At 66.3% G+C, this 22,175-nt stretch carries 25 protein-coding genes and 3 pseudogenes; 13 read left to right on the plus strand and 15 right to left on the minus strand.

All coding sequences use genetic code 11. The features are described from left to right. Window positions 1-663 (minus strand): hypothetical protein, encoded by a 663-nt coding sequence (locus CJ179_RS37225; protein WP_095864837.1) that lies wholly within the window; start codon window positions 661-663, stop codon window positions 1-3. A 250-nt stretch (window positions 664-913) separates the two neighbouring features. Here CJ179_RS37225 and CJ179_RS37230 point away from each other — a divergent pair, with 250 nt between their 5' ends. Beyond that, window positions 914-1,411 (plus strand): 3-oxoacyl-[acyl-carrier-protein] synthase III C-terminal domain-containing protein, encoded by a 498-nt coding sequence (locus CJ179_RS37230; RefSeq protein WP_257015973.1) that lies wholly within the window; start codon window positions 914-916, stop codon window positions 1,409-1,411. A gap of 122 nt (window positions 1,412-1,533) precedes the next feature. Here CJ179_RS37230 and CJ179_RS37235 read toward each other — a convergent pair. From CJ179_RS37235 to CJ179_RS37255, 5 genes and pseudogenes are all read right to left on the minus strand, one after another. Then, a pseudogene (locus CJ179_RS37235) lies at window positions 1,534-1,803 on the minus strand (TMEM165/GDT1 family protein); the annotation flags it as partial. A gap of 759 nt (window positions 1,804-2,562) precedes the next feature. Then, complete coding sequence (locus tag CJ179_RS37240; RefSeq protein WP_095864769.1) at window positions 2,563-2,808, minus strand: DUF2630 family protein; 246 nt, start codon at window positions 2,806-2,808, stop codon at window positions 2,563-2,565. Next, window positions 2,808-3,776 (minus strand): cyclopropane mycolic acid synthase family methyltransferase, encoded by a 969-nt coding sequence (locus tag CJ179_RS37245; protein ID WP_095864770.1) that lies wholly within the window; start codon window positions 3,774-3,776, stop codon window positions 2,808-2,810. Before CJ179_RS37245 ends, CJ179_RS37240 begins: the two co-directional genes overlap by 1 nt. A gap of 78 nt (window positions 3,777-3,854) precedes the next feature. Then, complete coding sequence (locus CJ179_RS37250) at window positions 3,855-4,307, minus strand: hypothetical protein (protein ID WP_095864838.1); 453 nt, start codon at window positions 4,305-4,307, stop codon at window positions 3,855-3,857. 45 nt (window positions 4,308-4,352) lie between these two features. Continuing rightward, window positions 4,353-4,883, minus strand: a complete 531-nt coding sequence (locus CJ179_RS37255) for a DUF2231 domain-containing protein (RefSeq protein ID WP_095864771.1) — start codon at window positions 4,881-4,883, stop codon at window positions 4,353-4,355. Window positions 4,884-5,009: 126 nt separating this feature from the next. Here CJ179_RS37255 and CJ179_RS37260 point away from each other — a divergent pair, with 126 nt between their 5' ends. The 3 genes from CJ179_RS37260 to CJ179_RS50920 all read left to right on the plus strand — a co-directional run bounded on the left by CJ179_RS37260 (window position 5,010) and on the right by CJ179_RS50920 (window position 6,684). Further along, window positions 5,010-5,738, plus strand: a complete 729-nt coding sequence (locus CJ179_RS37260) for a metalloregulator ArsR/SmtB family transcription factor (RefSeq protein ID WP_257015974.1) — start codon at window positions 5,010-5,012, stop codon at window positions 5,736-5,738. Window positions 5,739-5,846: 108 nt separating this feature from the next. Continuing rightward, on the plus strand, window positions 5,847-6,002 hold the full coding sequence (locus tag CJ179_RS51685; RefSeq protein WP_179377740.1) for a hypothetical protein: 156 nt from the start codon (window positions 5,847-5,849) through the stop codon (window positions 6,000-6,002). 70 nt (window positions 6,003-6,072) lie between these two features. Next, window positions 6,073-6,684, plus strand: coding sequence for an AEC family transporter (locus CJ179_RS50920; RefSeq protein WP_143548982.1), 612 nt, complete (start codon window positions 6,073-6,075; stop codon window positions 6,682-6,684). 78 nt (window positions 6,685-6,762) lie between these two features. Here the strand turns inward: CJ179_RS50920 and CJ179_RS50925 are convergent. The 3 genes and pseudogenes from CJ179_RS50925 to CJ179_RS53325 form a co-directional block, all read right to left on the minus strand. Next, a pseudogene (locus CJ179_RS50925) lies at window positions 6,763-7,005 on the minus strand (undecaprenyl-diphosphate phosphatase); the annotation flags it as partial. After that, window positions 6,987-7,541 (minus strand): hypothetical protein, encoded by a 555-nt coding sequence (locus tag CJ179_RS53320; protein ID WP_257015975.1) that lies wholly within the window; start codon window positions 7,539-7,541, stop codon window positions 6,987-6,989. The pseudogene CJ179_RS50925 and the gene CJ179_RS53320, both read right to left, overlap by 19 nt. A 619-nt stretch (window positions 7,542-8,160) precedes the next feature. Continuing rightward, complete coding sequence (locus CJ179_RS53325; RefSeq protein ID WP_257015986.1) at window positions 8,161-8,487, minus strand: hypothetical protein; 327 nt, start codon at window positions 8,485-8,487, stop codon at window positions 8,161-8,163. On the opposite strand from CJ179_RS53325, the pseudogene CJ179_RS37275 reads away from it, so the two are divergent. Continuing rightward, window positions 8,440-10,275, plus strand: a pseudogene (locus tag CJ179_RS37275) (LuxR C-terminal-related transcriptional regulator). The gene CJ179_RS53325 and the pseudogene CJ179_RS37275 sit on opposite strands and share 48 nt — an antisense overlap. Before the next feature lie 240 nt (window positions 10,276-10,515). On the opposite strand, the gene CJ179_RS37280 reads toward CJ179_RS37275, so the two are convergent. From CJ179_RS37280 to CJ179_RS51690, 3 genes are all read right to left on the minus strand, one after another. Continuing rightward, window positions 10,516-10,956 carry a MaoC family dehydratase gene (locus CJ179_RS37280; protein WP_095864773.1) on the minus strand — a complete coding sequence of 147 codons (441 nt, stop codon included), beginning with the start codon at window positions 10,954-10,956 and terminating at the stop codon, window positions 10,516-10,518. Continuing rightward, a complete protein-coding gene (locus CJ179_RS37285; RefSeq protein WP_095864774.1) occupies window positions 10,886-12,187 on the minus strand; it encodes an MFS transporter in 1,302 nt (433 codons plus the stop codon). Before CJ179_RS37285 ends, CJ179_RS37280 begins: the two co-directional genes overlap by 71 nt. A gap of 539 nt (window positions 12,188-12,726) precedes the next feature. Further along, window positions 12,727-12,903: a hypothetical protein gene (locus CJ179_RS51690; RefSeq protein WP_179377797.1), complete on the minus strand. Its 177-nt coding sequence runs from the start codon at window positions 12,901-12,903 to the stop codon at window positions 12,727-12,729. Window positions 12,904-13,509: 606 nt separating this feature from the next. Between CJ179_RS51690 and CJ179_RS37290 the strand changes: the two genes are divergently transcribed. The 4 genes from CJ179_RS37290 (at window position 13,510) to CJ179_RS37305 (ending at window position 17,310) form a co-directional block, all read left to right on the plus strand. After that, window positions 13,510-14,319 carry an alpha/beta fold hydrolase gene (locus CJ179_RS37290; protein ID WP_095864775.1) on the plus strand — a complete coding sequence of 270 codons (810 nt, stop codon included), beginning with the start codon at window positions 13,510-13,512 and terminating at the stop codon, window positions 14,317-14,319. Beyond that, on the plus strand, window positions 14,316-14,693 hold the full coding sequence (locus tag CJ179_RS37295) for a Zn-ribbon domain-containing OB-fold protein (protein WP_095864776.1): 378 nt from the start codon (window positions 14,316-14,318) through the stop codon (window positions 14,691-14,693). Before CJ179_RS37290 ends, CJ179_RS37295 begins: the two co-directional genes overlap by 4 nt. A gap of 231 nt (window positions 14,694-14,924) precedes the next feature. After that, window positions 14,925-15,620: a hypothetical protein gene (locus CJ179_RS37300; protein WP_095864777.1), complete on the plus strand. Its 696-nt coding sequence runs from the start codon at window positions 14,925-14,927 to the stop codon at window positions 15,618-15,620. Between the two features lie 796 nt (window positions 15,621-16,416). Next, a complete protein-coding gene (locus CJ179_RS37305) occupies window positions 16,417-17,310 on the plus strand; it encodes a polysaccharide deacetylase family protein (RefSeq protein WP_095864778.1) in 894 nt (297 codons plus the stop codon). Window positions 17,311-17,361: 51 nt separating this feature from the next. Here the strand turns inward: CJ179_RS37305 and CJ179_RS51695 are convergent, their stop codons facing one another. Further along, complete coding sequence (locus tag CJ179_RS51695; protein WP_179377798.1) at window positions 17,362-17,568, minus strand: hypothetical protein; 207 nt, start codon at window positions 17,566-17,568, stop codon at window positions 17,362-17,364. Between the two features lie 290 nt (window positions 17,569-17,858). Here CJ179_RS51695 and CJ179_RS37310 point away from each other — a divergent pair, with 290 nt between their 5' ends. The 3 genes from CJ179_RS37310 (at window position 17,859) to CJ179_RS53330 (ending at window position 19,551) form a co-directional block, all read left to right on the plus strand. After that, complete coding sequence (locus CJ179_RS37310; protein WP_095864779.1) at window positions 17,859-18,236, plus strand: phage holin family protein; 378 nt, start codon at window positions 17,859-17,861, stop codon at window positions 18,234-18,236. A gap of 329 nt (window positions 18,237-18,565) precedes the next feature. Beyond that, window positions 18,566-19,027 carry a hypothetical protein gene (locus CJ179_RS37315; RefSeq protein ID WP_095864780.1) on the plus strand — a complete coding sequence of 154 codons (462 nt, stop codon included), beginning with the start codon at window positions 18,566-18,568 and terminating at the stop codon, window positions 19,025-19,027. Then, the gene (locus CJ179_RS53330; protein WP_257015977.1) at window positions 19,024-19,551 is read left to right on the plus strand and encodes a hypothetical protein; all 528 of its coding nucleotides are present in this window, start codon (window positions 19,024-19,026) and stop codon (window positions 19,549-19,551) included. The genes CJ179_RS37315 and CJ179_RS53330 overlap by 4 nt, the downstream gene beginning before the upstream one ends. 634 nt (window positions 19,552-20,185) lie before the next feature. On the opposite strand, the gene CJ179_RS53335 is transcribed toward CJ179_RS53330, so the two are convergent. After that, complete coding sequence (locus CJ179_RS53335) at window positions 20,186-20,977, minus strand: nitroreductase family deazaflavin-dependent oxidoreductase (RefSeq protein WP_257015978.1); 792 nt, start codon at window positions 20,975-20,977, stop codon at window positions 20,186-20,188. Between the two features lie 41 nt (window positions 20,978-21,018). Here CJ179_RS53335 and CJ179_RS37335 point away from each other — a divergent pair, with 41 nt between their 5' ends. Beyond that, window positions 21,019-21,612 carry a TetR/AcrR family transcriptional regulator gene (locus CJ179_RS37335; protein WP_179377799.1) on the plus strand — a complete coding sequence of 198 codons (594 nt, stop codon included), beginning with the start codon at window positions 21,019-21,021 and terminating at the stop codon, window positions 21,610-21,612. 257 nt (window positions 21,613-21,869) lie between these two features. On the opposite strand, the gene CJ179_RS53340 is transcribed toward CJ179_RS37335, so the two are convergent. Next, on the minus strand, window positions 21,870-22,157 hold the full coding sequence (locus CJ179_RS53340) for a DUF5652 family protein (protein WP_095864783.1): 288 nt from the start codon (window positions 22,155-22,157) through the stop codon (window positions 21,870-21,872). Between the last annotated feature and the right edge of the window lie 18 nt (window positions 22,158-22,175).

Consider the following 22,175-nt stretch of genomic DNA (forward strand, 5'->3'; position numbering starts at 1 on the left):
TCACAAGGACCGCGGTCGGGTTGCGCGAGTGGGTCCGCCGGCCAGATCGCGGATCGTGAGCAGCATCTTCCGGCTCATGACGAAGCCGATGGGTTCGAGAAGAAGCGGCCCGAACGTCAGCCGACTGGACACTGTCGGCCCATAGTTGCCGCGGCCCCGTTCGATCAACCGGGTGTGCCGGTCGTCGACGCGCAGAAGGTGGAACGCCCAGATCGATGCGTCACCGGTATCGGGGTTGGCTCCGCGCAGAACGAGCCGCGAATTCGGTTCGACCACGGCGACGGTCAGCGGCGGAGCCTTCGGGTGTAACCGAACTCCGTCACCGACTCCGAGTTTCTGGTAGTCGGGGAGAATCGTGTCGGTGTTGTGCACACGGCAGCCGATGAGATTTTCCAGGCCCTGATCGCTGTCGAATCCGCCCCGTCCCTGGCCGAGTTGGGCGATCCAGGGCCATACCTGCTCCGGGGTCGCATCGATCGTGACGGCATGGGCGTATCCCCAACGCGAATGGGGGATCAGCTCGTCGCCCGGCATCGCTGTTTCCGCCTCCGCGGTGGTGGCACCCCAACTGGTGCGCCTGCGTCGCAGGACTTTCGTGGCGAGGACATGCCCGGCAATTTGCGCACCCCAGAGCGCCCGGACGAGAATTGCTAGCCGGGTCACCGCGTCGGCTCCGCGTCTGACCAATGTGCCGGACACACCGACGTCAATGACTGTTGCCCCGCCGATCGCGGCCTCTCGTCGGTATACCCGCGTGGGAATGTGGGGATCAGAATCGTCATCTTGTCGGCTCCGTCACCTCGAGGTTCACGTTCCATCATCGAGGTGACGGAGACCGCAACGACAGGGTATTTCGACCTTCCCGGCACGACCGGTCCGCTGTCAGCTGCAGAAGTCGGAGTCTCTCGAGACGATGCTGTCGTTCCTGGTCTTCGGTGACGGATGCGCCGCAGTCCTGGTATCGGCCGACGAGGAGGGCATCGCCCTGGACTCGTTCAACGCGGTCATGGTGCCGGACACGGCGGACCTGATCACCTGGCGGATCGGCGGGATCGGCTTCGACATGGTGCTCTCCGGCAAGGTTCCCGGCACACTGTCGCGCGCGCTCGACGAGCAGAATTTGAAGACGATCCTCGCCGGGGCGAACAAGGAATCGATCGACCTCTGGGCGGTCCACCCGGGTGGGCGCTCGATCCTCGACGCCGTCGAGGATGCTGTCGGGCTTGCTCCGGACGCGCTCGCCGCGTCCCGACACGTGCTCGACAACTACGGCAACATGTCGTCAGCGACGGTTCTGTTCGTGCTGGCCGAGATGATGGAACGCGCCCAGAACGGCGGCCCCACCGGAGTCGGCTGCGCCATGGCGTTCGGCCCGGGTCTCACCGCGGAAACCATGCTCTTCCACCTCTGATCCGGCCGCGCCACCCACCGATCAGCCCCAAAACCGCTGCGCACCCGAAATATCCTCTGCGCGGCTCGTAGTCGGCACAGCCGCGTGCGTGGCCTTGGATGCTGGGGCAGCCGTGCAGCTAGGTCACCGCGCAGGGTCCACAGCCCGAAGATCAGGAACGAGACGCCCCCGACGACGGAGATCGCGGCCGTGGGGATCGCGATCCCCAGGTAGTGGCCGACGCCCAAGGAGACCAGATGCACGATCGTGGTGGCGATGGCGATGCCGGCGATGACCAGCCACCACCTGTAACGCAACGCAAAGGTCATCGCCATCAGCTGAGACTTGTCGCCCAGCTCGGCCACGAAGATCACACCGAAACTCAACAGCACTGCTGCCAGCACGCGACACATTCCTCTCCCGGAACCGACTGTGGAGGAGGTGGGGACCTTCCTCCGGCCCTGCGGCGCGGGTGCGCCGACGGGCCGAAGGTCTCGCCCACCGGCCCGAGGGCCGGTTCGCCTGGCCGGGCGGGCGGCAACGGGGCCGCGTGTCGCCAGTATGTCGACCGGGGGATTGGGGGCTACTCCCCTTCGCAAAGCGACGATATCGAGAGTATTCCGAAACAGCAACTGAGCCAATAAGTTTGGGTGTCCGAAAGAATTTTCTCTCCCCGTGACCGGGGTGATGGCAGGCGTGGCGAATCACACCCCGGCGCGCAGCTCGAGCGGGGTGAGGGCCGCTGGCAACCCGGGTGCGGGTTAGTGCCAGGGCGTCCGTGCTCGGCCCGAGGGTGGCCAGCCTCACGGTCGCCGACTTCCCCGGCCGGGAGCAGGACGGTGTTTGCTAGCGCCCGAACCCGATGCTGCCGGTGGTGCTGCCACCACCGCCGATGCTGTGCGGGCCGACTGCCGGGCGCGGAGCCGCCGACCTGCGCCGGGCCGGCGACTGCGGCCAGACCGAGCACTGCGCAGACTGACCACCGGGCGGGGCGCCCCAACCGGGGTGCGGCGGCGTCATCCAGCGCCCTACGGTGGGCCGCCAACCTTTGCCGCAAAGGGGCGCGAGGCGGGGCTGCTCGCGTTGCGGCTGCTCGCCGCCGACGAAGCTTCGGGTCCGGTGCGGCTGGCGCTGGGGCGCCGAATTTCCCAGGGTAGGAAGCAGCAATGTCGTTATTGCAGGTAACCCTCGATATTGGCCTGTGAACGGGGCGTCACCGAGTCGGGGTCCTGGCCGGTGTCCCGGCAGGCGTGCCGTCGGCGCAGCAGGTCCCAGGATTGATCGAGGGCGGCCTCGAGTTGCCGGATCTTGACTTGCTCCTCGGTCGGGGACATCTGTCCGGCCTGCACACGCGTACGTAGCTCGTGCTCCTGCTCGACGAGGGATCCGATCCGATCGAGTAGTTGTCGACGATTCATCACGTCTCCTTCGGCCGCACCGTTTCCATCACATGCCACGGACCTGCGCTGCGGCCTCGCCCCGAGGCCGCCATCTGCGGGACCTGTGGTGTGGACTGCGCGATCAGGGTGAATTGCAGGACGTCGATGAGGCGGCGTCGGAAGTTGCCGGCGCAGCCGGTGAGGTATTCGAGGTACTTCCGGTAGACCTGATCGGAGGCCAGCCGGACCGCTTCCCGGTGACGGGACACCAGGGCCTGGCTCCACAGGTCCAGGGTGCGGGCGTAGTGGGGTTGCAGGGACTCGATGTTCTGCACCCAGAATCCGTTTCGCTGCGCCAGAGGGATGACCGCATCGCGTTCCGGGAGCTGCCCACCGGGGAAGATCTCGCGCAGGATGAACCGCAGGAACAGGGCGTCGTTGCGGGTGACCTCGACGCCCATCGCGTCCAGCAGCGCCCGGGAGTGACCGACGATGGTGTGCAAGAGCAAGCGTCCGTCATCGGGCAGAATCTGCCGGGCCTGGGTGAAGAACGCCTCGTAGCGTTGGCGGCGGAAGTGCTCGAAAGCGCCGATGCTGACGATCCGGTCCACCGGGTCGGTGAAGTCCTCCCAGCCCTGCAGCCGCACCTGTGCGGTGCGCACGGCGGGCGGGCTTCGCGAGAAGTGCGCGCGGACATGCTCGTACTGGTTGCGGCTCAGGGTCAGTCCTACGACGTTGACGTCGTACTTCGCGACGGCCCGCCGCATCGTCGCACCCCAGCCGCAGCCGATGTCGAGCAGTGTCATCCCCGGCCGCAGATCGCACTTGCCCAGCGCGAGGTCGATCTTGGCCAGCTGTGCCTGTTCGAGCGTCATGTCCGCGCGAGGGAAATAGGCGCAACTGTAGGTGGGGCCAGATCGAGTTGACAGAGCCAACAGTGCGAAGAATTCGTCCGAGAGGTCGTAATGGGCTTGAACGTTCTCGTAGAACGGTGTCAGTTTCGTCATGCGGAACCTGCACTTTCGGTCGGCGAGACACCCACAGGGGGCACCCGAGTACCCCGATCGCGCTGGCCGGCTGGGGTGTCAGCTGCCGCCGACGCCGAGAGCTGTCAGCAGGGCCAGCACGACCGTGACGACGGCGAACAGCCCGTGCCCGGCCACCACCGCCACGGGGAAGTGCTGTTCGGCCGGTTCCCCGCCACCACCGCCGGTACCGGCGGCGGACGGCACGGTGGCCGACGGGTGTGATCGGGCACGGAAGCTCGGAAGCCAGCGCACCAGCATGGTGAAGCCGAGCACCGCGACGGGCAGCAACACGATGAACGCCGCCCAGGCCAGTGCGTCGGTGTCGGTGACGAGGTAGATGATCCACAGCACCAGACCCACGACGGCCAACGCGAAATGCCCGAAGATCACCGCCGGCGGGAAGCGGGTGGCGCCGGGTCGGCGGGGGCCGCCCTTGGAGATCCACACGCTCAGCATGTAGAACCCACCGACGGCGGTGAGCAACCAAGTAACCAATGCGGCGATTCCCATGATCGACTCCTCCACAGATGTACACGAATTCGAACCTGCATGCGTTCAACGCCCCGGTGCGCCGGCCACCGTGAAGCCCTCCGCTTGGATGGTTTCGGCCGCGACCCGCACCCCGTAGCGGAAGGCGAGCTTGCCGCCGAGATACCCGGCCGCGCCGAGCAGGCACACACTCACCACCGACAGCGTCAGCGGCCCGGCCGCCACGGCCTCGGCCCGGCCGTAGTCGCCGCGCCGCCACACGAAGTTCACCGCGTAGGCGACGGTCACCCCGAGATTGAGGCTCATGTGGATCAGCCCGATCCGAAACGCCCTCGTGCCCGGGGGGATCGCGAACAAATCCAGCAGCCCGAACATCGCGGCGACCACGGCGCCGATCACCCCGATCGCGATCAACCACACCGAGCCGGCGGTCAGCACCGACGGGTCCCCGACCAGATGCGAGGCAACGTCGAAGACCAGGCTCGACACCCACGCCCCGATCGGCACCGTCACCACGATCGGGTGGAACGGATGCCCGTACGGTCCGGCCAGCACCGCACTGACGGGCTGTTTCGCCGAGTGCAGTTCACCGGACATCGCTGATCTCCCACCCCAGGGGTTTCACCAGTAAATTTTGGTCTTATTACCGGTGCCGGTCAACCCCGAACGCCCACACCGGGCAGTCGCTCCCGGACCCGGCGGTCGCGGCGCTACCGTGGAGGGGTGACGGCGCGGATCGACGACACCGGCGTGGAGGGCACGCCCGCGATCACCGCGGTCGCCGCACTGGCCGATCACCTTCGCCGCCGCATGTACGACTTCATCCGGGACACGCGGCGACCGGTGAGCCGGGACGAGGCCGCCGCCGCCGCCGGAATCTCCCGCCGCCTCGCCGCCTTCCATCTCGACAAGCTCGTCGACGCCGGACTCCTGCGCGCCGGCTACGAACCGGTGGGCGGCCGCCGCAAGGTGGGACGAACCCCCAAGGTCTACGAACCGGTGGCCGAGGACATTCACGTCAGCATCCCCGCCCGGCACCCCGAACTCCTCGCCGACATCCTCCTCGACGTGGTCCTGACCGACGGCGACGGCGCCCCCGCACACACGCGGGCCGTGCAGGTCGCGGCCCGGCGCGGTCTCGAACTCGGCGACGCGGCACGCGATCGAGAACACCCGACCGGCCACGACCCGGACGTGACCTTCACCGTCGCCGCGCAGGCCCTGGCCGCCCACGGGTTCGAACCCACCCGCACCACGCCGGCGTGCCTTCAGCTGCGGAACTGCCCCTTCCACCCCCTGACGAGCAAGGCCCCCGAGCTGGTCTGTGGCATCAACCACGCCTTCCTCACCGGATTCCTGTTAGGCCTCGACGCCCCCGCGCTGCAGGCGCGACTGATCCCCCGGCCCGGATACTGCTGCGTCGAACTCCATGCGCAGCCGGACCCGCCCTGACCCGGGCACACGGCGCCCCCGCGCACCCACGGCGGCAGGCGAGCGCCGACAGCCCGGTCAGCCAGACACGCGACGCCGACATGAAATCTGGACACCGACACGGAGAATGTGGAACCTACAAATCCGCGGAGAGCGCGGTCGGAGCCGGTACATCGGTGGGCGGTCGCCGTCGACGACGGCCGCCTGGTCTTCGCCGACACCGAAGACCTCACTGTCGATCCCGGCGCCGGCCGCACCGCGCCGGGGTACAGCCAGGTCGGATGAGGAGCCCGCGACCAGGGCCACGCCGACCGACGACGTGGCGTTGTAACGCCTGAACTCCGGAAATCCGGAAATGAATGCACGCGACAAACAGCCCGCCCGGCGCAGCTGGCGAGCGAGTGGCATTAACAGGCCTATCCGCCGCTCGGCGTCGCTGGGTGCCACACTAACTCGACAATGCGAGGCCGTGCGCTCGGCGGCCACGCGGGCCAAGGGCATTTTGAAAACCATTGGGGAAGAGTTCAATCCGCCCGACTGGATAAGGGACTTATCAAGTTCTGTCGATCTCGTGGGCGGGGAGTCGCTCATCGTTTGGGTGTTTGTCATGCTTGACCGAACTGACCCGCCGACGCACGGTGTCGCCCGAGAAGTTCTGCGCCAAATGGGCCTGCCGCCACCCGGACAGCACATCGTCAAGAAACGCTTCCCTCACGTCGCACTCGCGTCAATTCTCAAGCTCGGTGTTCTCCCGCTCGCGGCGGGCGGCATCGCCGCTGTGCTCGGTGTCCGGGGCGTCGCGCTCGACAGCGTCATCATCATCTGCGCGGTACCAACCGCCCCGTCGGCGTACATCCTCGCCGCACGGATGGGTGGTAATACTCAACTGATGAGTTCGATTACTGCTGTGCAGACGATCCTTGCGCTCGCGACCCTGCCGTTCGTCCTGACAAGGCTCGGGAGCTGACCGCTGCCGACGAGCGAGTCCAGCGCGGGGCACAGTCGCTGGTTGGGATTGTCCGGGGGGGTCCGTGGGCCGGCGGACGGCGACACCGGCGACGAGCGCCCCGACGAGGATCTGCCCGTGCACGCCGTCGCCCTGCGGGCCGGCGAGGGTGGGCAGTTTGAGGACGCCGGCCGCGAGGATGACCGGGTGGCCAACAGGAAAGGCACACTTGGCGGCGTCCTCGTGACTGAGCCCGCGGAGCAGGCCGCCGACCGTCGTCACGCCCGACCGACTGATCCCGGCCAGCAGGGCCAGACTCTGGATCACCCCGATGCCCGCCGCCTCCCGATAGTTCGGGGTCGCCAGGGCCCGCTCCCGCGGTTCGTCCGACAACGCGTGTGCGTGTGCCCCCAACCACGGGCGGCCGCCCGCCGGCGCAGTACCTCGCCGGTTGCACCCCGAGGCGAGTCGGTCCGGCCGGCCAGCCGGAGCGAGGGGTCAGCAGGGACCGCCGCTGTGCTCGGCATCGTTCCGGTCGGTGCTTGCGCGGTGGCCGCGGTCACGGCAGGCGACCCGACCCCGGCATCGGCAATAACCACGACGAACGGCACCCACCACGATCGACGGCGCGAGCAGCGGTAGGACGCCGCGTCGACGGGGTGCGCGATGACCGTGACAGTGAACGCGGCCACGGCGGGGAACCACTGCTCGGCCGCGACGTCGAACGGTGCGATGGAGGTGTGGATCCGCAGCTCGATGTCTGTTCCAGTGGGTGCCGGCGCCGTGGTGATGTGCGGATCCATCGAGACGTCACCGGTGGCAAGGTTTGGCAGGGCCTTGTCGGGGTCGGCGCGGGTCCTGCCGGGAGCAGCGGACATGGGGCAAGGGTACGGGCCGCCAACTACCCCGGTCGGCACGACGACGGCGATTCGTCTAACCGATGAGGCGCTGACCTGCGGTGACGTCGGTTCCGGTAGTCGGCGGCCGTCGGCACGCCGGTCAATCTAGGAGAAATTGCGAGTTCCGCGTCGATCGCCGACCCGACGAGTAGCACCGAATCTCATCTCGGTGCGCCCTCGCGGGCGGAGTCTGGAGCCTGTGGTGTCGAGGGAAGATGATTGCCTTCTACCGGGTTGTGTGACAAAGACGCCCTTGGAACAGGCGAAATGACACATCCCCGATCCGGTCCGCCGTCACGGCGGGGCGGTCGCGAACCGTATCGCGTCGCCGCGGCGGAGGTACCGTGGTTCACGGGGTACGTGAGATGAAAGTGACGGCTTCATGCGGTCCGGTGGCAAGGCGCACGGCGGAAGCCTTCCCCACGAACTGACGAGTTTCGTCGGCCGCCGCCGTGAGATTGCCGAGGTTCGTCGACTGCTCTCCGTGTCTCGGCTCGTGACGTTGACGGGTATCGGTGGCGTGGGAAAGACCAGGCTTGCACTACGGGTCGCCGCCGATGCTGGTCGGGCGTTCGATGACGGTGTGTGGCTGGTCGGGTTAGGCGAACTGCCCGACCCAGACACGGTCGTCGACGCAGTGCTCTCGGCATTGAACCTGCGCGAGGGGCAGGGCGGCCCACCCGAAATATTGCTCGTCGAGTACCTCGCGGCACGAAAGGTGCTGCTCGTCCTTGACAATTGCGAGCACCTTGTCGAATCGGTTGCAGATCTTGCGGTAACCCTTCTCCGCGGCTGCCCGGAACTTCGGATTGTCGCGACCAGCAGGGAGCCTCTCGGCATTGGAGGAGAAGCCGTCCTTCGGGTGCCGCCTCTGACGATGCCGGAACCGGACCAGCGGTCGGCGCTGTTTGGGGGACTCGGTCACTACGAGGCGGTGAACCTGTTCGCCGAACGCGCGGCGTCGGTGGTCCCGGACTTCGTCGTTGCCCAGGACAATCAGGATGTGGTCGCGGCGATCTGTCGTCGCCTGGACGGTCTGCCGCTCGCGATCGAACTGGCGGCGGTGCGGCTGCGGGCGATGCCGGTCGAGCAGATCCTGCAGCGGCTGACGGACCGCTTTGGTCTGCTGACTTCGGGCAGTCGTGGGGCGCCGGCACGGCAGCAGACTCTGCAGTGGTGTATCGACTGGAGCCATGAGTTGTGCTCTCGTGCCGAGCGGGCGTTGTGGGGACGGCTGGCGGTGTTTTCGGGCAGCTTCGAGCTCGACGCCGTGGAAGCCATCTGCACCGACCCCGTGGCGGCAGCCCAGGTTGTGGATCTGGTGGGCTCGCTGATCGACAAGTCGATACTGATTCGCGAACTGGATGCTGCGGGTGCGGTGCGGTACCGGATGCTCGAGACGCTGCGCGATTACGGTACGGAACGGCTGCAGGAGACCGGTGAGTTCGGATCGCTGTTGCGGTGGCACCGGGACTGGTACGAACGCGTGGTACTGCGGGCCGAGTCCGACTGGATCAGTTCACGTCAGGTCGCCTGGATCGTGCGCCTGGACGCCGAACAGCCCAACATCCTTGCAGCGCTACAGTTCTGCCTCATTGGTCCGAGCGAGGCGGATGCAGGAGTTCGTATGGCAGCGGCGTTGTACCCGTACTGGCGGGTGCGGGGCCGGCTGCGTGAGGGCATGCGGTGGCTCGCGCAACTTCTGGCCGTTCAGGACGGCACACCTAGTATGGAGCGGATCAAGGGGCTATACGTGCTCAGTGTGCTGTCCGGGCTGCATGGCGACCTGGAGGCGTCGGCGCTCTATGCCGAACGCGGAGCCGCCGTGGCGGCGCAGCTCGGTGATCGCACCGCCGCGGCGCTCATGGAAGATGCCGCCGGCCATCACGCGCTGATCACTGAAGATTTCGAGACTGCGTGTGACTACTTCGAGTCCTCGCTCGCGGTCTTTCGAGCGGACGACACCCTGCTGTACATGATCTGGTCGCTGCTCGGCCTCGCGACGGCCAGCGACGCGGCCGGAAACCGGACGCGAAGCGAGGAGTGTCGACGGGAGGTGGTTGCGCTCACCGAGGCCCGAGGCGAGTCCGTCTACCGGGGATGGGCGCTGTGGGGTTTAGGGGTCGCGTCCTGGGAGCGGGATGAGCACTCCAATGCGAAAGAGCTGATCACGCAGGTGCTGCAGCTCGCTCGGACTGGGGACGACCGCGTCAGCGTCGGCGGGTGCATGGAGGTCCTCTCGTGGATCGCTGTCGAAGAGGGAGCCCCCAGGCGTGCCGCCAAGCTGATGGGTGCAGCCGAGGCCCTCGCCCAAACAGCCGCGGTCCCGAGCACGATTTACCCGAATCTCAACCTCGTTCATGACCGGGTCGAGCAAACGGCCCGCAGGGCGATCGGTGACCGCGCGTTCGAGGCGGAGTTCCGGCGCGGGCTTGGGATGCGGTTCGAAGATGCCGCAGCGTATGCCCTCGACGAGAAGGGCACGGTCAGCAACTCCGCGGGATCGGGACCTACGAGTCTGACGCGTCGGGAACAGCAGGTAGCCGAGCTTGTCGCCGAGGGTCTCACTAACAAGTCGATTGCCGACAGGCTCGTCATTTCGCAACGCACCGCGTAGGGGCATGTGGAGCACATCCTCTCCAAACTGGGATTCACCTCCCGTAGTCAGATCGCGGCCTGGATCATCGAGCAGAAGCAGGACCAGCAGTCCTGACCACACACCGCCACGCATCACAGAAAGGATTCCGCCCAGGCTGATCGGCCTGCCCGCGGTCGCCGAACTTTGACGTCGCTCGCCCTGCATTCCGTGCAGGGCCTGGCTTACGGACTCGAACACGCCGACGAGGGCGGAAATCCAGCTCGCCGGACCGAATGAGGTTGGCCGCCAACGCCCGCGACGATCAGCGGCGCCCGGCACACATCGTTGAGCGTCGTTCCGGGGACGGCGGTGGGGTCACTGCCCGGCTCCGTTGTCGAGGTCCATGGTGTAGCAGACCGCGGTGCCGTCGAGGACAACGGTGCCGTCGTTGCGGGTTAAGGTGGTCTTGAGTTCGGTGATCGGCTTGTCCTCACGTGCCGCAGTGACTTCGACCCGGCCGGTGATGATGTCGCCGGGTCGTACGGGTGCCTTGAAAGCCCAGTTCACGTTCAGGAACACCGTGCCCGGACCGGGGAGTTCCTCGGCGACAACGGCGTTGAGGATGGCGCTGGTGATGCCGCCCTGTACGACGATTTCCCCGAACCGGGAAGCTTCGGCGGCAGCTTGGTCGTAGTGCAGGGGGTTGCGGTCGCCGCTGATCTCGGTGAACAGGGCGATGTCGTTGTCACCGACGGTGCGGGAGAGCTCCGCGGTCTGGCCAACTGTCGGGGTGCGGCGAGTCGAGGTGTTGGGCATGGTGTTCCTCCTTGGAACTGTGTTGGGAGTTAATAGCGGGGGTGGAACGAGGACGCAGAGCCGCCATCGCCACGGCGCCGATCAGCGGTCCGGGTGCGAGGAGCAGGAAGGCGTAGCGCCAACCGATGAGGTCGGCGACGACGGGGACGAGTTGGATCGTTACGACGGTCAGCAGGAACCCGATCGCTGTCTGCGCGGTGAGGGCGGTGCCGACGAATCGGGAGTCGGCGGTTTCGCTGAGCGAGGTGGAGAACACCCCGGAGTCGGCGATGACGGCGGCACCCCACACCAGCAGAAACGCGAGGAGCACACCGGTCGGCGCAGTGAAGAACAACGGGGACAGGACACAGCACGCGCCGCTGATCACCAGTGCCGTCACTGCGGCGGGGGAGCGGCCGAACCGGTCCGATGCCCACCCGCCGAGCAGGCAGCCCACAATTCCGGCGAGACCGATCGCGGCGAACGCGATGATGCTGGTGGTGGTGACCGGGCCGGTGCCGCGGTGTTCGCGGCCGGCGAGGACAAACATCGACATCCAGGTCCACAAGGCGTAGAGCTCCCACATGTGTCCGAAGTAGCCGATATTCGCCAGCCGGGGTCCGCGTTCGCTGAACATGGTGATCGCGTACCGCGCGCTGGGGGTGATCGGCCGGGTGTCCAGGTGCGGGCCGGAAGTGATCAGGAGGACGGCGATGAGGGCACCGATTGCGGTGAGGACGGCCGTGGCCATCATCACCGTCCTCCAGGGCAGCGGGCCGAGTCCGCTGATCAGGTGGGGCAGAGCGGAACCGAGGGTAAGGGCTCCGAGCAGCACCCCGAACGCACGGCCCCGGTCGGTCGATTCCGACCAGGAGGCCATGAGTTTCATGCCCACCGGGTACACACCTGCGAGCAGGAGCCCGGTGAGAAATCTCAGCGGGATTGCCGCCGAGAGGTCATTTACGAATAGGGCCAACAGGGCAGTGCACACGGCGGCACCGAATGCGCTGGCGGCAAGCAGGTACTGGGGTGCGATCCGGTCGGCAAGGTTGAGCAGGGTGGAGGTGACCGCCCCGGCGACGAATCCGATCTGCACCGAGGCGGTCAGCCAGACCGCGGCGCTCGACCCGATGCCCCATTCCGTCCGCAGGTTGGGGACCACGGCGGTGGCGGAGAACCAGACACACAGTCCCAGCACCTGCACGGCGGCGATGAGGGCGCGTTGCTGGTTGGTCGACGGCGCGGTGTTCATAATAGTTCCGGCTTTCTACTCAGGACCGGCTGCTCAGAAGGTTCTGCTAGGTCATGTGGTGTCAATGTTGGCGGGAGAGTCGGCCAAGCGCGTCTGCGGTTCCCGCGGTAGGACTCTGCGGATAGGACGGCGGCCACCCCAGTGCGTGTCGTCGCTACCCGTGTTCATCGCGTGTCGCGGCCCGGGAAGTGGATCGCTTGAGTATTGAGCGGATACGACCATCGCCTCGGCAGGTTTACCAGGAAATGATGATGGACCGCGGCCTGCGGACAAGCGGAAACCTGACATTGACTATCCATTCGCCGATCGAATTTCTGATGCAAGTTCAGCGAGAACGGATGGTGCATAGAAGCGTTCGGGAGTCTCGTTGCTGCACTGACATTGCAGTTGGCGGCTGAGTGCAACCCCGAGGATCCGCCGGTACTCGACCATCCTTAGACCGAGATAAGAGGTCACCTTTGAGGCCGGGGGTCCATCGGTTGGACGCTTGCGCAGCGCAGGCGCGCCATCGCTCGAACAGGCCTACCGTTGACTGTGTACTACCAGCGCGAACCGGGTTCCGCTGGTATCGAGTGAGACATCAACAAAGTGGTGAGAACGATGTCGCAGCAAATGATGGAAATGATGCACATGTTCATGAGTTGGATGCAGAGCATGGGCTGGTCGATGCCGATGCCGATGCCGATGCCGATGCCGATGCCGATGCCTATGCCCATGCCGATGATGTGAGCCCCGTGCTACCGGTGTTGCCGGGTGCTGTCACGTTCCGGTGTGTCGGCCGCCCGTAGGACTCGGTCGCCCGTAGGACCCGGTCGGTCTTGGCGTCGATGTCGCGGCGGCGCGCCTGGCGGAGCGCCGCGCTGATACAGCAGCGCCGGTTCGTTCTGAGGGAGCGCGCCAAGTCGCAGGGTGCCGGTGTGTTGTTCCCGCGCGGTGTTTTTCGGAATCCTGTAGAGGCATTTCGGTTAGCGCATGGCGGTGTTCTAGGAATGCTTCTGGGTGTATTCCTCGACTGCCGTGCGTATGCGGCACGTGCGAGGGATCGGGGCCTCGAGTCGTGTACGCGGTCAGTCCATCGAGTGCGCGAGGTGGGCCGCCGGCGACAAACCATGCGTTGGGAGGAGCGTGGCAAACGCCGTTTCGGTACCGACCGGTTTCCTTCAAAATGGAAAGCAGGTATGCCTCTGGGTATTTCAGCCGTCGTCTCGTCGGCAACACCGCGACATTGTGTGACTCACCTCACCGAAATCGACCGAAGGTCCGCAATGCAGTACCAACCTCGACTCTCGACGGCCTCTCCAACCCGCTGGTCCCGCGCTGGAATGGAATGGAGAACTATTCGAGTCGACGACCGGGCGGAGATCATCGGGGTCCTCGGACGAGGATCTCCGTTGGTCTTCCTCCATGGATGGGGGTTGACACCGCGGATATACCGTCACGCCCTCGCCCGCCTCGCCCGAAACTTTCGTGTCTACGCCCCGGTCATACCGGGATTCGTCGGGGTGCCCGACCGTCCGCCCGATGAGCGGACCCTTGGGGGCTATTCGACCTGGCTACGGCAGATTCTCGACGCTGCCGGAATCGGCCCGGTGACACTGGTTGGGCACTCCCTGGGAGGGGCGATTGCGATCCGAGCCGCCCATGATCTTCCGGATCGGGTGTCGCGACTTGTTCTCGTGAACTCCGTCGGCGGAGGTAGTCGCTCGGGCGGCGGTGGTGAGGAGCGCCCGATACGCGAGAGACCACTGTGGGAGTGGGGAGCGGCAGCTCTAAGGGAAGCGCTCTCGCGCAGCGTGCTCGCCCCGACACCGGCGTCTCTCCCCAACGCCCGCATTCCCTATGCGTTCTGTGAACCGGGAGCGGTATGGCGCACCGCCGACATCGCCCGGAGCGCAGACTTGACGCCCGAGCTGGACCGACTCGCGCAGCGAGGGTTGCCGGTCTCGCTGCTGTGGGGCCGCGGCGACCGACTGATACCGCGGGCGAGCTTCGAATCGCTCCGAGATGCACTGCGTACACCGCCGGTTTTCACCGTTGCAGGCGGTCACGGTTGGCTGATCACCGACCCGAAGTATTTCGGTCACGCGATGCGGACCGTCCTGAACTGGATCCCTCCGAAGGTGGCGGCATGACTGCCGGCATCGCCCACCGCGCACGGGAAACCACGCAGCTCGGTCGGCTGCTCATCTGGAGATGTAAAGACTGCGCCGCGCTGCTCCCACCACTGACCGTGTTCTGCACCTCGTGCGGCAGCGACGATCTCACATCCACCCCCTCCTCGGGCACGGGAGTCGTCGTGTCGTGGAGGGTCGTCGATCGCGCACCCGACCCGGTGTGCGGCCCACCGTGCCCCTCGGTCGTCGCCATCGTCGAACTCGACGAGGGCCCCTGGGTCTATTCGTGGATTGACACCGCCGCTCCGTTCCCACCCGATCAACCAGTGAGGGTGTGCTTCCGCCACACGCAACAAGGCGAGAGATTCCCGATCTTCGAACTACGCAAGTAACACCGTTTCAGGAAACTTCTCGCGAAGGTGAAAGTCAGTTGCTAACAACATGATTGGTGTGAGAACCCGGCAGGAGAATCCCTCGTCGAAACGCCTTGCCTCGCCGATCGCACCATCGAAGTGCCTTGGTCGGGGTGCGCATCGTCACCCGCCCGCCAGTTCATAGCAATCGGGTGTAGCCCAATTCGCTTTACCAATCCAGCCGACACCAACCGAAGGACCGCTCACATCATGAAGATCCGTAAACTTGCCGCGATCGCTGCCCTCACCATCGGCGCTCTCGGCATCGCATCCGGCACCGCCCAGGCCGCACCAAGCAGGACCGACGCCCCACCGAACGCCCAGTCCGTTCCGCAGAGTGTCGACTGGACCGTCACCCGGGACGGAAATCAGGTGTTCGTCCATATCGCGTCAGGATCGCTTGCCCTCGAGAACAACCACCTGATCGTCCGCAACAACCAAGGTTCAGTGGTGGAGTCGATACCGCTGACTCTCGCGGTCGACAGTGTCGCCCATCCCGTGCAGGCGCACTTGGTCGGTGACACCGCCATCCTGACAACGAACACCGACCCCGCCGCCGCCACGACCGTCGACCGCGTCGGTGCACGTCACGACGTCGACCTTCCGGCCGCGGTCGGCGCCGTTCAACCGCCGATCTCGCTGACCTCCGCGGTCGGAGGTTTTCTGGGGGCCGCCACTGGATTGGTCGGCGGCTGCGTGCTTGGAGCCATCGCAGGTGGCGTTGTTTCCGCGCCCGCCGCCATGCTCTTCGGAGCCGGTCCCGTTGCGGGATGCGTTGGGGGTGCGCTGCTGCTGGGGTCCGGAGCTGGACTGGCGGGGACCGCGATCGGAGGTCTCGGCGCTGCCGTAACGAACGTGCCCCAATTCATGCAGGTCCTCAATCAGGCGCCCGCACCAAAAAAATAGGGCACCGTAATCCTGTTGTTCGTCGTCCACCCCGGACGGGTCCTCTGCCGCGGCCGGCGATCGCGTCCCTGACCGCCGGCCCGGATGGACAACGTCGTGCGCACTGCGATCTCATACGTGCACGGGGCCGTCGAGGCGGGCCGCACCCATCCGGCGCGGGAGAAGTATAGGCGGTCGTACCAGCTACTTTCCGAGCAGTGCCGCGTTTGTGTGCATGTGCGGGTTACCCCTCCGGTGTGGGCCTACGGTTCGGCATTCGGCGCTCGCCTCCGCGTGCGGTGCACATCGCGCAGCCGCCGTAGAAGAAGGTCGCCCGACGGAATGAGCATGACGGAGTAGAACACCGCACCATCGAGGGAATCCTCGGCCACGCAGGAGAAGACGCCGAAGGAGGAAAAAAACCAACAGACCGCATGCGAAACTCGCCGCCCGCTCCCTGAACGCCATTGTTCATCCGTCCTTCGATGCTCACTCGGTGAGGAGCGAAACAAACCCAGTGTGCCGTGAGAGTGCAAAGCCTCGCCCAGACGGCGACGCGAATCGTGATCAGACTGGCGGAGCCGTGCTCCCCGGTGCCAGGGAGCGTCCCCCGGTCGGTCACCGATTGCGGAACTGGCACCGCAAGGGTTTCGTCGGGGTCGGAGGCCCGAATGCGTCACACCCAGCGTGAACGACGAGTGCCCGTCAGTGTCAGTGGCGGTGGTCGTTGTGCGGGGCACGCTGTTCGGGGTGTGTTCATGGCGTCTTTCCCGAGATCGGTGAGGCGCCGCTCTGGCGGACGGTTTAGTCTCGGCGCATGTATGCGCGAGCGAATCGTCGGGCGGTGTTGCTGGGGCTGCTGGGCGGGGGTGTGGCTGTTGCGATGCAGAGCTACGTCGACCTCGCCGGTCCCGCGGTCTCTGAGGCGTCGCCGATTCCGGGGGTCCCGGACGGGGTGATTCCCGACGGATGGCTTCCTGCCCCGCCCCCACCCCCGCCGCCGGATGTGTCGGCGATCGCGGCGAAATATGCGGGCGCCGTCCCGCACGAATGGGGTGTCGACGTCACCGGCACGAATACGCGGCTCGCGGCGCCGGGTCACCGGATCGCATTAACCTTCGACGCGTGCGGTGGACCTCAGGGTGATGGCGTCGACGCGGATCTGCTGAGCCTGCTCGAACGCGAGAGACTGCCGGCCACCATGTTCCTGAACGGCCGCTGGATCGATGCGAACCCCGGCCTCACCGCGCAGCTGGCAGGAAACCCGCTTCTCGAGCTGGCGAACCACGGCACCCGGCACCTGCCGCTGTCGGTGACCGGGAAATCCGCGTACGGCATCGCGGGCACCACGTCGCCGGCGGAGGTGATCGACGAGGTGTGGGTGAACCACAACCGGCTGCTCGAGGTCACGGGCCGGCAGCCGCGGTGGTTCCGCCCCGGGACGGCCTACTGCGACGAGGTCGCGGCGGCCATCGTGCGGGATCTCGGCGAGCAGGTGGTGGGATTCACCGTGAACGGTGATGCGGGGGCCACCCTGCCCGCGGCGAAGGTTCAGGCCGCGCTCATCTCGGCGGTCCCAGGGTCTGTGGTGATCATGCACGTCAATCGTCCGGCGGGTGGGACCGCGGAGGGTCTTGCTGTTGCTGTGCCGCAACTGCGTTCGGTGGGCGTCGAGTTCGTCACCCTCAGCGGTGCCGGTGGCCTGGCCTGATCCGACCGAGTTGTAGGTTTCGGCGCGTGGCGGGGGATGGCGGCGGATTGCTCACCGGGTCGCGGTTCCGAGTGATTGTTCGGCGATGGTGGCGTTCGACCGGTTCGGGCGTCGGATGTTCGACGAGTACCTGGGTATGGTCGCGGCCCGAGCCCGGCTGAGTACGGTGTTGGCCACCGCGTACGGGGTGAAGGTGTTCTTCTTGGTGGCCGGATAGTCGCCGGAGGGGTCACCGAGGCGGAGCTGCCCTGCGTTCATCGGTTGCGGCGTCAGCCCGCGGTGTGGGGTGCAGTGGTGCGGATCGGTGCCGGCGTGGCGGGGTTCTTCGCGCGCACGATTGTGCGTCGTCAGGCGTCGGTCACCGGGCGGTGGGAGGACGGCGATTGTGGGGTGCGGTTGGCGTAACGTCGGAACTGGAGGCTGCGGTGAAGTCGAGGGTGTGGACGGGGCCGTCCGGTGGAGGGGGAGATGGGCATGTGGTCTATCCGCGTGCGCGTTGTCGCGGTCTCTGATTCGTGCCGATTCTCAGGGGAGAGAGGGCTTCTCGGATGATTCGTTTCCTTCTTCGGGTCGTGGTCTTTTTGGGGTCGGCAGCGATCGGTTTGCTGGTGGCGCAGTGGCTCCTGCCGGGGGTTTCGATTGCCGCGTCGGGATTTGTCACCGTGGTGGTGGTGTTTGCGGTGGTGCAAAGTGTGCTGTCTCCGTTCATTGGGAAGGTGGTGGCGCAGAACGCGTCGGCGTTTCTCGGAGGTGTCGGGCTCGTGTCGACATTGGTGGCGTTGGTGATCGCATCGCTTGTCGGTGGTTTGAGTATCGATGGGTGGCGCACGTGGATTCTGGCGACTCTGGTGGTGTGGCTGGTGACCGCGGTGGCCACTCTGGTGCTGCCGTTGGTGGTGTTGCGTAACAAGAAGTCGGGCGCGTAAGGGGACCGCGGGGAGCGTAAGGGGGCCGTGGGGCGCGTGATAGGGGATTCCGGCCGTCATGGTCTTCGTGCCGCGGGTGCCTCGCGGCATTGGTGCCGTCGGTGCGGGGCTGGGCGGTGAAGGCCTGCCGCCACAGTGTGGTCAGCGCCGCTCGCTCCCATTCTCGGGCGGCCACGACCCCGTCCGCCTCGAAGCCTCATCGGAGAGCGGGACGCTTTCTCCTCCGGGGATTCGTTCGATGGAAACGAGAGTGAGCCACTGGGAGTACCAACTTACACGGTGCACACCTTGCCGACCGCACACTTTAAAAGTACATTGAAAGTATGTCTGTGGGTGAGGTGCCGTTCTCGGATATCCAGAACAAGGGGAAGGCGACACTGTCGGAGTGGCAGCGGTCGGGGGCGCGGCCGCTGCGGGTGACGCGGCGCGACGATGAGGATTTGGTGTTGATGACGGCGGTGCGGGCGGATCAGGAGCGGGAGGTGCTCGCGGCGGCGACGGCGATGGTCGACGCCCTGCTGCACTCCGATGACAGCGCTCTGGTCCGCAAGGTGGTGGCGGCGGCGTTCCCGTGGGTGAGCTACCTGGCGGCTGAGGAGTTCGCCGACTTCGTCGACGAGCTGATCGCGTCGCTACGGGCGGGTTCGTCACTGGATAATCCGGCACCGCCGGCCCGGACGATCGAGACGTGGCGGCATACGGCGGAGGTGTATGCCGATCCGGAGTTGGCTCGGATCCTGTCGGCGCCGTCTGAGGGTGACTTCGGGGCTGTGCCGGTGCCCGAGCTGTGAGTCCGAAGCGGGGTGAGCGGGTCGCGCCGCCGGCGGCGGGCGAGTTGTGGGAGTTGCGGTTCGCGACCAGTGACGCGGCGAAGGGGTGGGATGAGCTGTGCCGGCAGGCGCCGGCGAACACGCTGGTGGCGTATGAGGAGATGCGTCGCCGCACGGTCGCGGGGGAGTCGACGACGCGCCACCACCGGTTGAAGGGCAAGCTCGCGACCGGGGTACACGGGGTGGAGATGGGGCAGTGGCAGTACGAGGTCACCGCCGGTGACATGACGGCGCCTGCGCGTCAGAACGCGGCCCTGCACTACCTACGCGCCGTCCTGGTCCGCATCGAAATTCTGCCCGACCGGCTCGAACCCCTCGGACGGCTCGAACCGTGGCTCGACACAGTGCTCGAAACCCTGCCGTCACAACAGTTGTCACTGATCAAACCCTACGCACAATGGAGTGTGCTGCGCCGGGCCCGGCGACGCGCCATCCGCCGCCGCTACACCGACCACAGCGCCGCCATCGGCCGGTCTCGTCCGTAGCCTCCGCCGTCGCGGTTTCGGCGACCTCGTTGACGTGGGGAAGGACCGGCAACCATGAGGTGAGCGGGCGATCGCGAGCCGTGACTGTGCTGGGTTCTTCGCGTTACCGTCCTGTCGGAGTGTGCCGATACCGTGCCCGGACGTCGGCCGTTTCGCGACAACGGTCGCTGCCGTGGATCCGCATCAAGTCGTTCATGGTTTGCCGATCCGACTCCGCGGTCATCATCGGCGACGGCATTACACGGCTGGTTCTGATCAGTGACCAATCGCCACCGTGATCGAGGCCGACGACGACCTGTGCGCGGCCCAGCGGTATCTGACCCGCGCTGGCCGAGGCCACCGACATTGACGATCCCACCTCCCGAACCGACAGGACTGCCGCGACGACCCGATTCGAGGCCTTCTGCGACCTCGCCGCCAACAAACTCAGCGCAGCAGGGAGACGCTGTTCTGGAAGCCTCGGGCCTCGAGCAGTTGCAGCCTCGGCATCTCGTACCCATCGGGTTCCGCCACCGAAGCTGCCAGCATCGCCGCCGCCGGCAGCCGTTACCGGTGTTCGTCCCATTGACGCCAGTCTGTCGCTCAGAGATTCGAGGGCTGGATCGCGGGCCCGAAGTCAACATCGTTGCCGACATCACGCGGGGGATGTTCTGGTCAGCCGCCAATCGTGGCCATTCGCTGTACGAGAGTCGGTTGGCACTCGATCGGCTGTGGGTCGCGGACTTCGCGTCCGCGGCGGTGCGGATCGCCGCGCAGCGGGTGTGACTGCGTCGGCATGTTCCGGACCTACTGCTTCAGCATGCCGACGGGCGGTTTCACAGTGGCCCCTACCGCACTCAGGCAGCTGATCGAGGTCGATACGAATCGTGACAGGGTCCACCGCCAACACATTCACCATCACCGAGTTGAGTGCCCGCAAGGGATGACGCCAGCCCACGAGTAGGCGTTGCCGTCGTGCGGGTTCGTCATCGAGAAGGACATGCGCCACTCCGGGGCGCCACACCATGCGCATCCCGCTGCGTACTTGCACCCGCACGCGCGGCTCAGCCAGCAGGTTGCGGACATAGCCGGCCGACAGACCGTGCTCCGCCACGATCCAGAACCGGTCGCCCTCATGCCCGTTGCCGACCGGCACGACACGACGGCGACCGGTGGTCCGTCCGGACGTCTCGAGCAGTGACCATCCCAGTGGGACGCCGAGCGTTACGACGCCCCTGACGATCGGGTTGACCAGGTGGCGCTGCACGGCCGCCACAATGCGCCGTTTCCCCCGCGGGTATCTCACCGTCATCACGATATTCATCGCGAGGGCGACCATGACGAGGACCGGATACGGGATTCCAAACGGCTCCCCTCCCTCGATCACCCAGTCGATCCAGGCCAGCACCGACACAACCACGCATCCGAATATCAGCGGCGCGCCCATCCGATTGCGTTGGTGTCCCATACGACTGTATGGTAGTCGTCGTGGTCACGCCGTCAACCCCGGATCGGCGCCGGCAGGTCGCAGAGGCTGTGCTGCAGATCATCGCCAGCCGTGGCACGGACGCGGTCAGCGTCCGTGAGGTCGCCGCCGCGCTCGATGTCTCGATCGGCGCGATTCAGCACTACTTTTCGACCAAAGCGGAGATGGTGGAGTTCGCCTTCGGCCACAGCGTGCAGCGCGTCCGCGACCGCCTGATCGACCTGCCTCAGACCGGCGACCGCGCCCGCGACATCCGCACCGTGCTGTCCGAGTTGCTTCCCCTCGACGAGACGCGCCGCGCCGAGGTCGCGATTCATCTAGCATTCGCCTCGCTCGCCGCGACGACCCCAGGGCTGCAGTCGATTCAGCGCGACCTACTCACCGGGATCAGAAACGAACTGTCCGAGGCGCTCGGGCCCGGCCACGACACCCAGGCTGCGATGCTCCTCGGCGCCGTCGACGGCCTGGCGTTGCATGCGATCAGCGCACCCGGCGGGCTCGACGCCGATCAGCTCGAGCGCGCACTCGCAGTGGCCGTCACCGCGGCGCTCCACCCGACCAGGAAGAAGGTTCGAAAACACAACGAGGATCGATGAAATTCTGGAGCGGTTCCCAATTCCAATAGACCCGAACGCAAGTCCAGCGTGAATTCGTCACCGCGCCGCCGGCCTCAGATCGCTGGAAGGCTCCAGCCTGAGCAAATAGACCGTCATCCTCTCAGTTCTGCTCAGTTCTGCGATTCGGGGCAGACAACGGGAAAACCGGTCCGCGCCGGTCATCGATCACCCGACGGGATGCCGGCCGACGGCCAATGGGATGGTGGAGTGGGTTGCTCTGACGAGTGGCATGCATTTCATCCGGCGCGCCCGCGCAACAGATAGATGACCGGCAAAATCCCACCCGAGTTCACCAGGGCGAGCGCGAGTGCCCACAAGGACTTCGAGCCCCGGACGGCCGAAGGTGGACGCCGGGCAAGATCAATCAACGTGGCGACCTTCAGGCCCGTCTCGACGGCGCCGCCGATGAGGAGTGCTTGCCGAAGACGTGGATCGAGGTCACTGCTTTGCCCACCTGAGGGGTTCTCTTCGGCAGCGGTTACGGCCGTTGGAAGCTCTCGTCCGTCATTTACCCAAGATGGCATATCGAAGTGCGCCCAACC

The organism is Rhodococcus sp. ACS1 (genome assembly GCF_002300155.1).
In the GTDB taxonomy this organism is placed as follows: domain Bacteria; phylum Actinomycetota; class Actinomycetes; order Mycobacteriales; family Mycobacteriaceae; genus Rhodococcus_F; species Rhodococcus_F koreensis.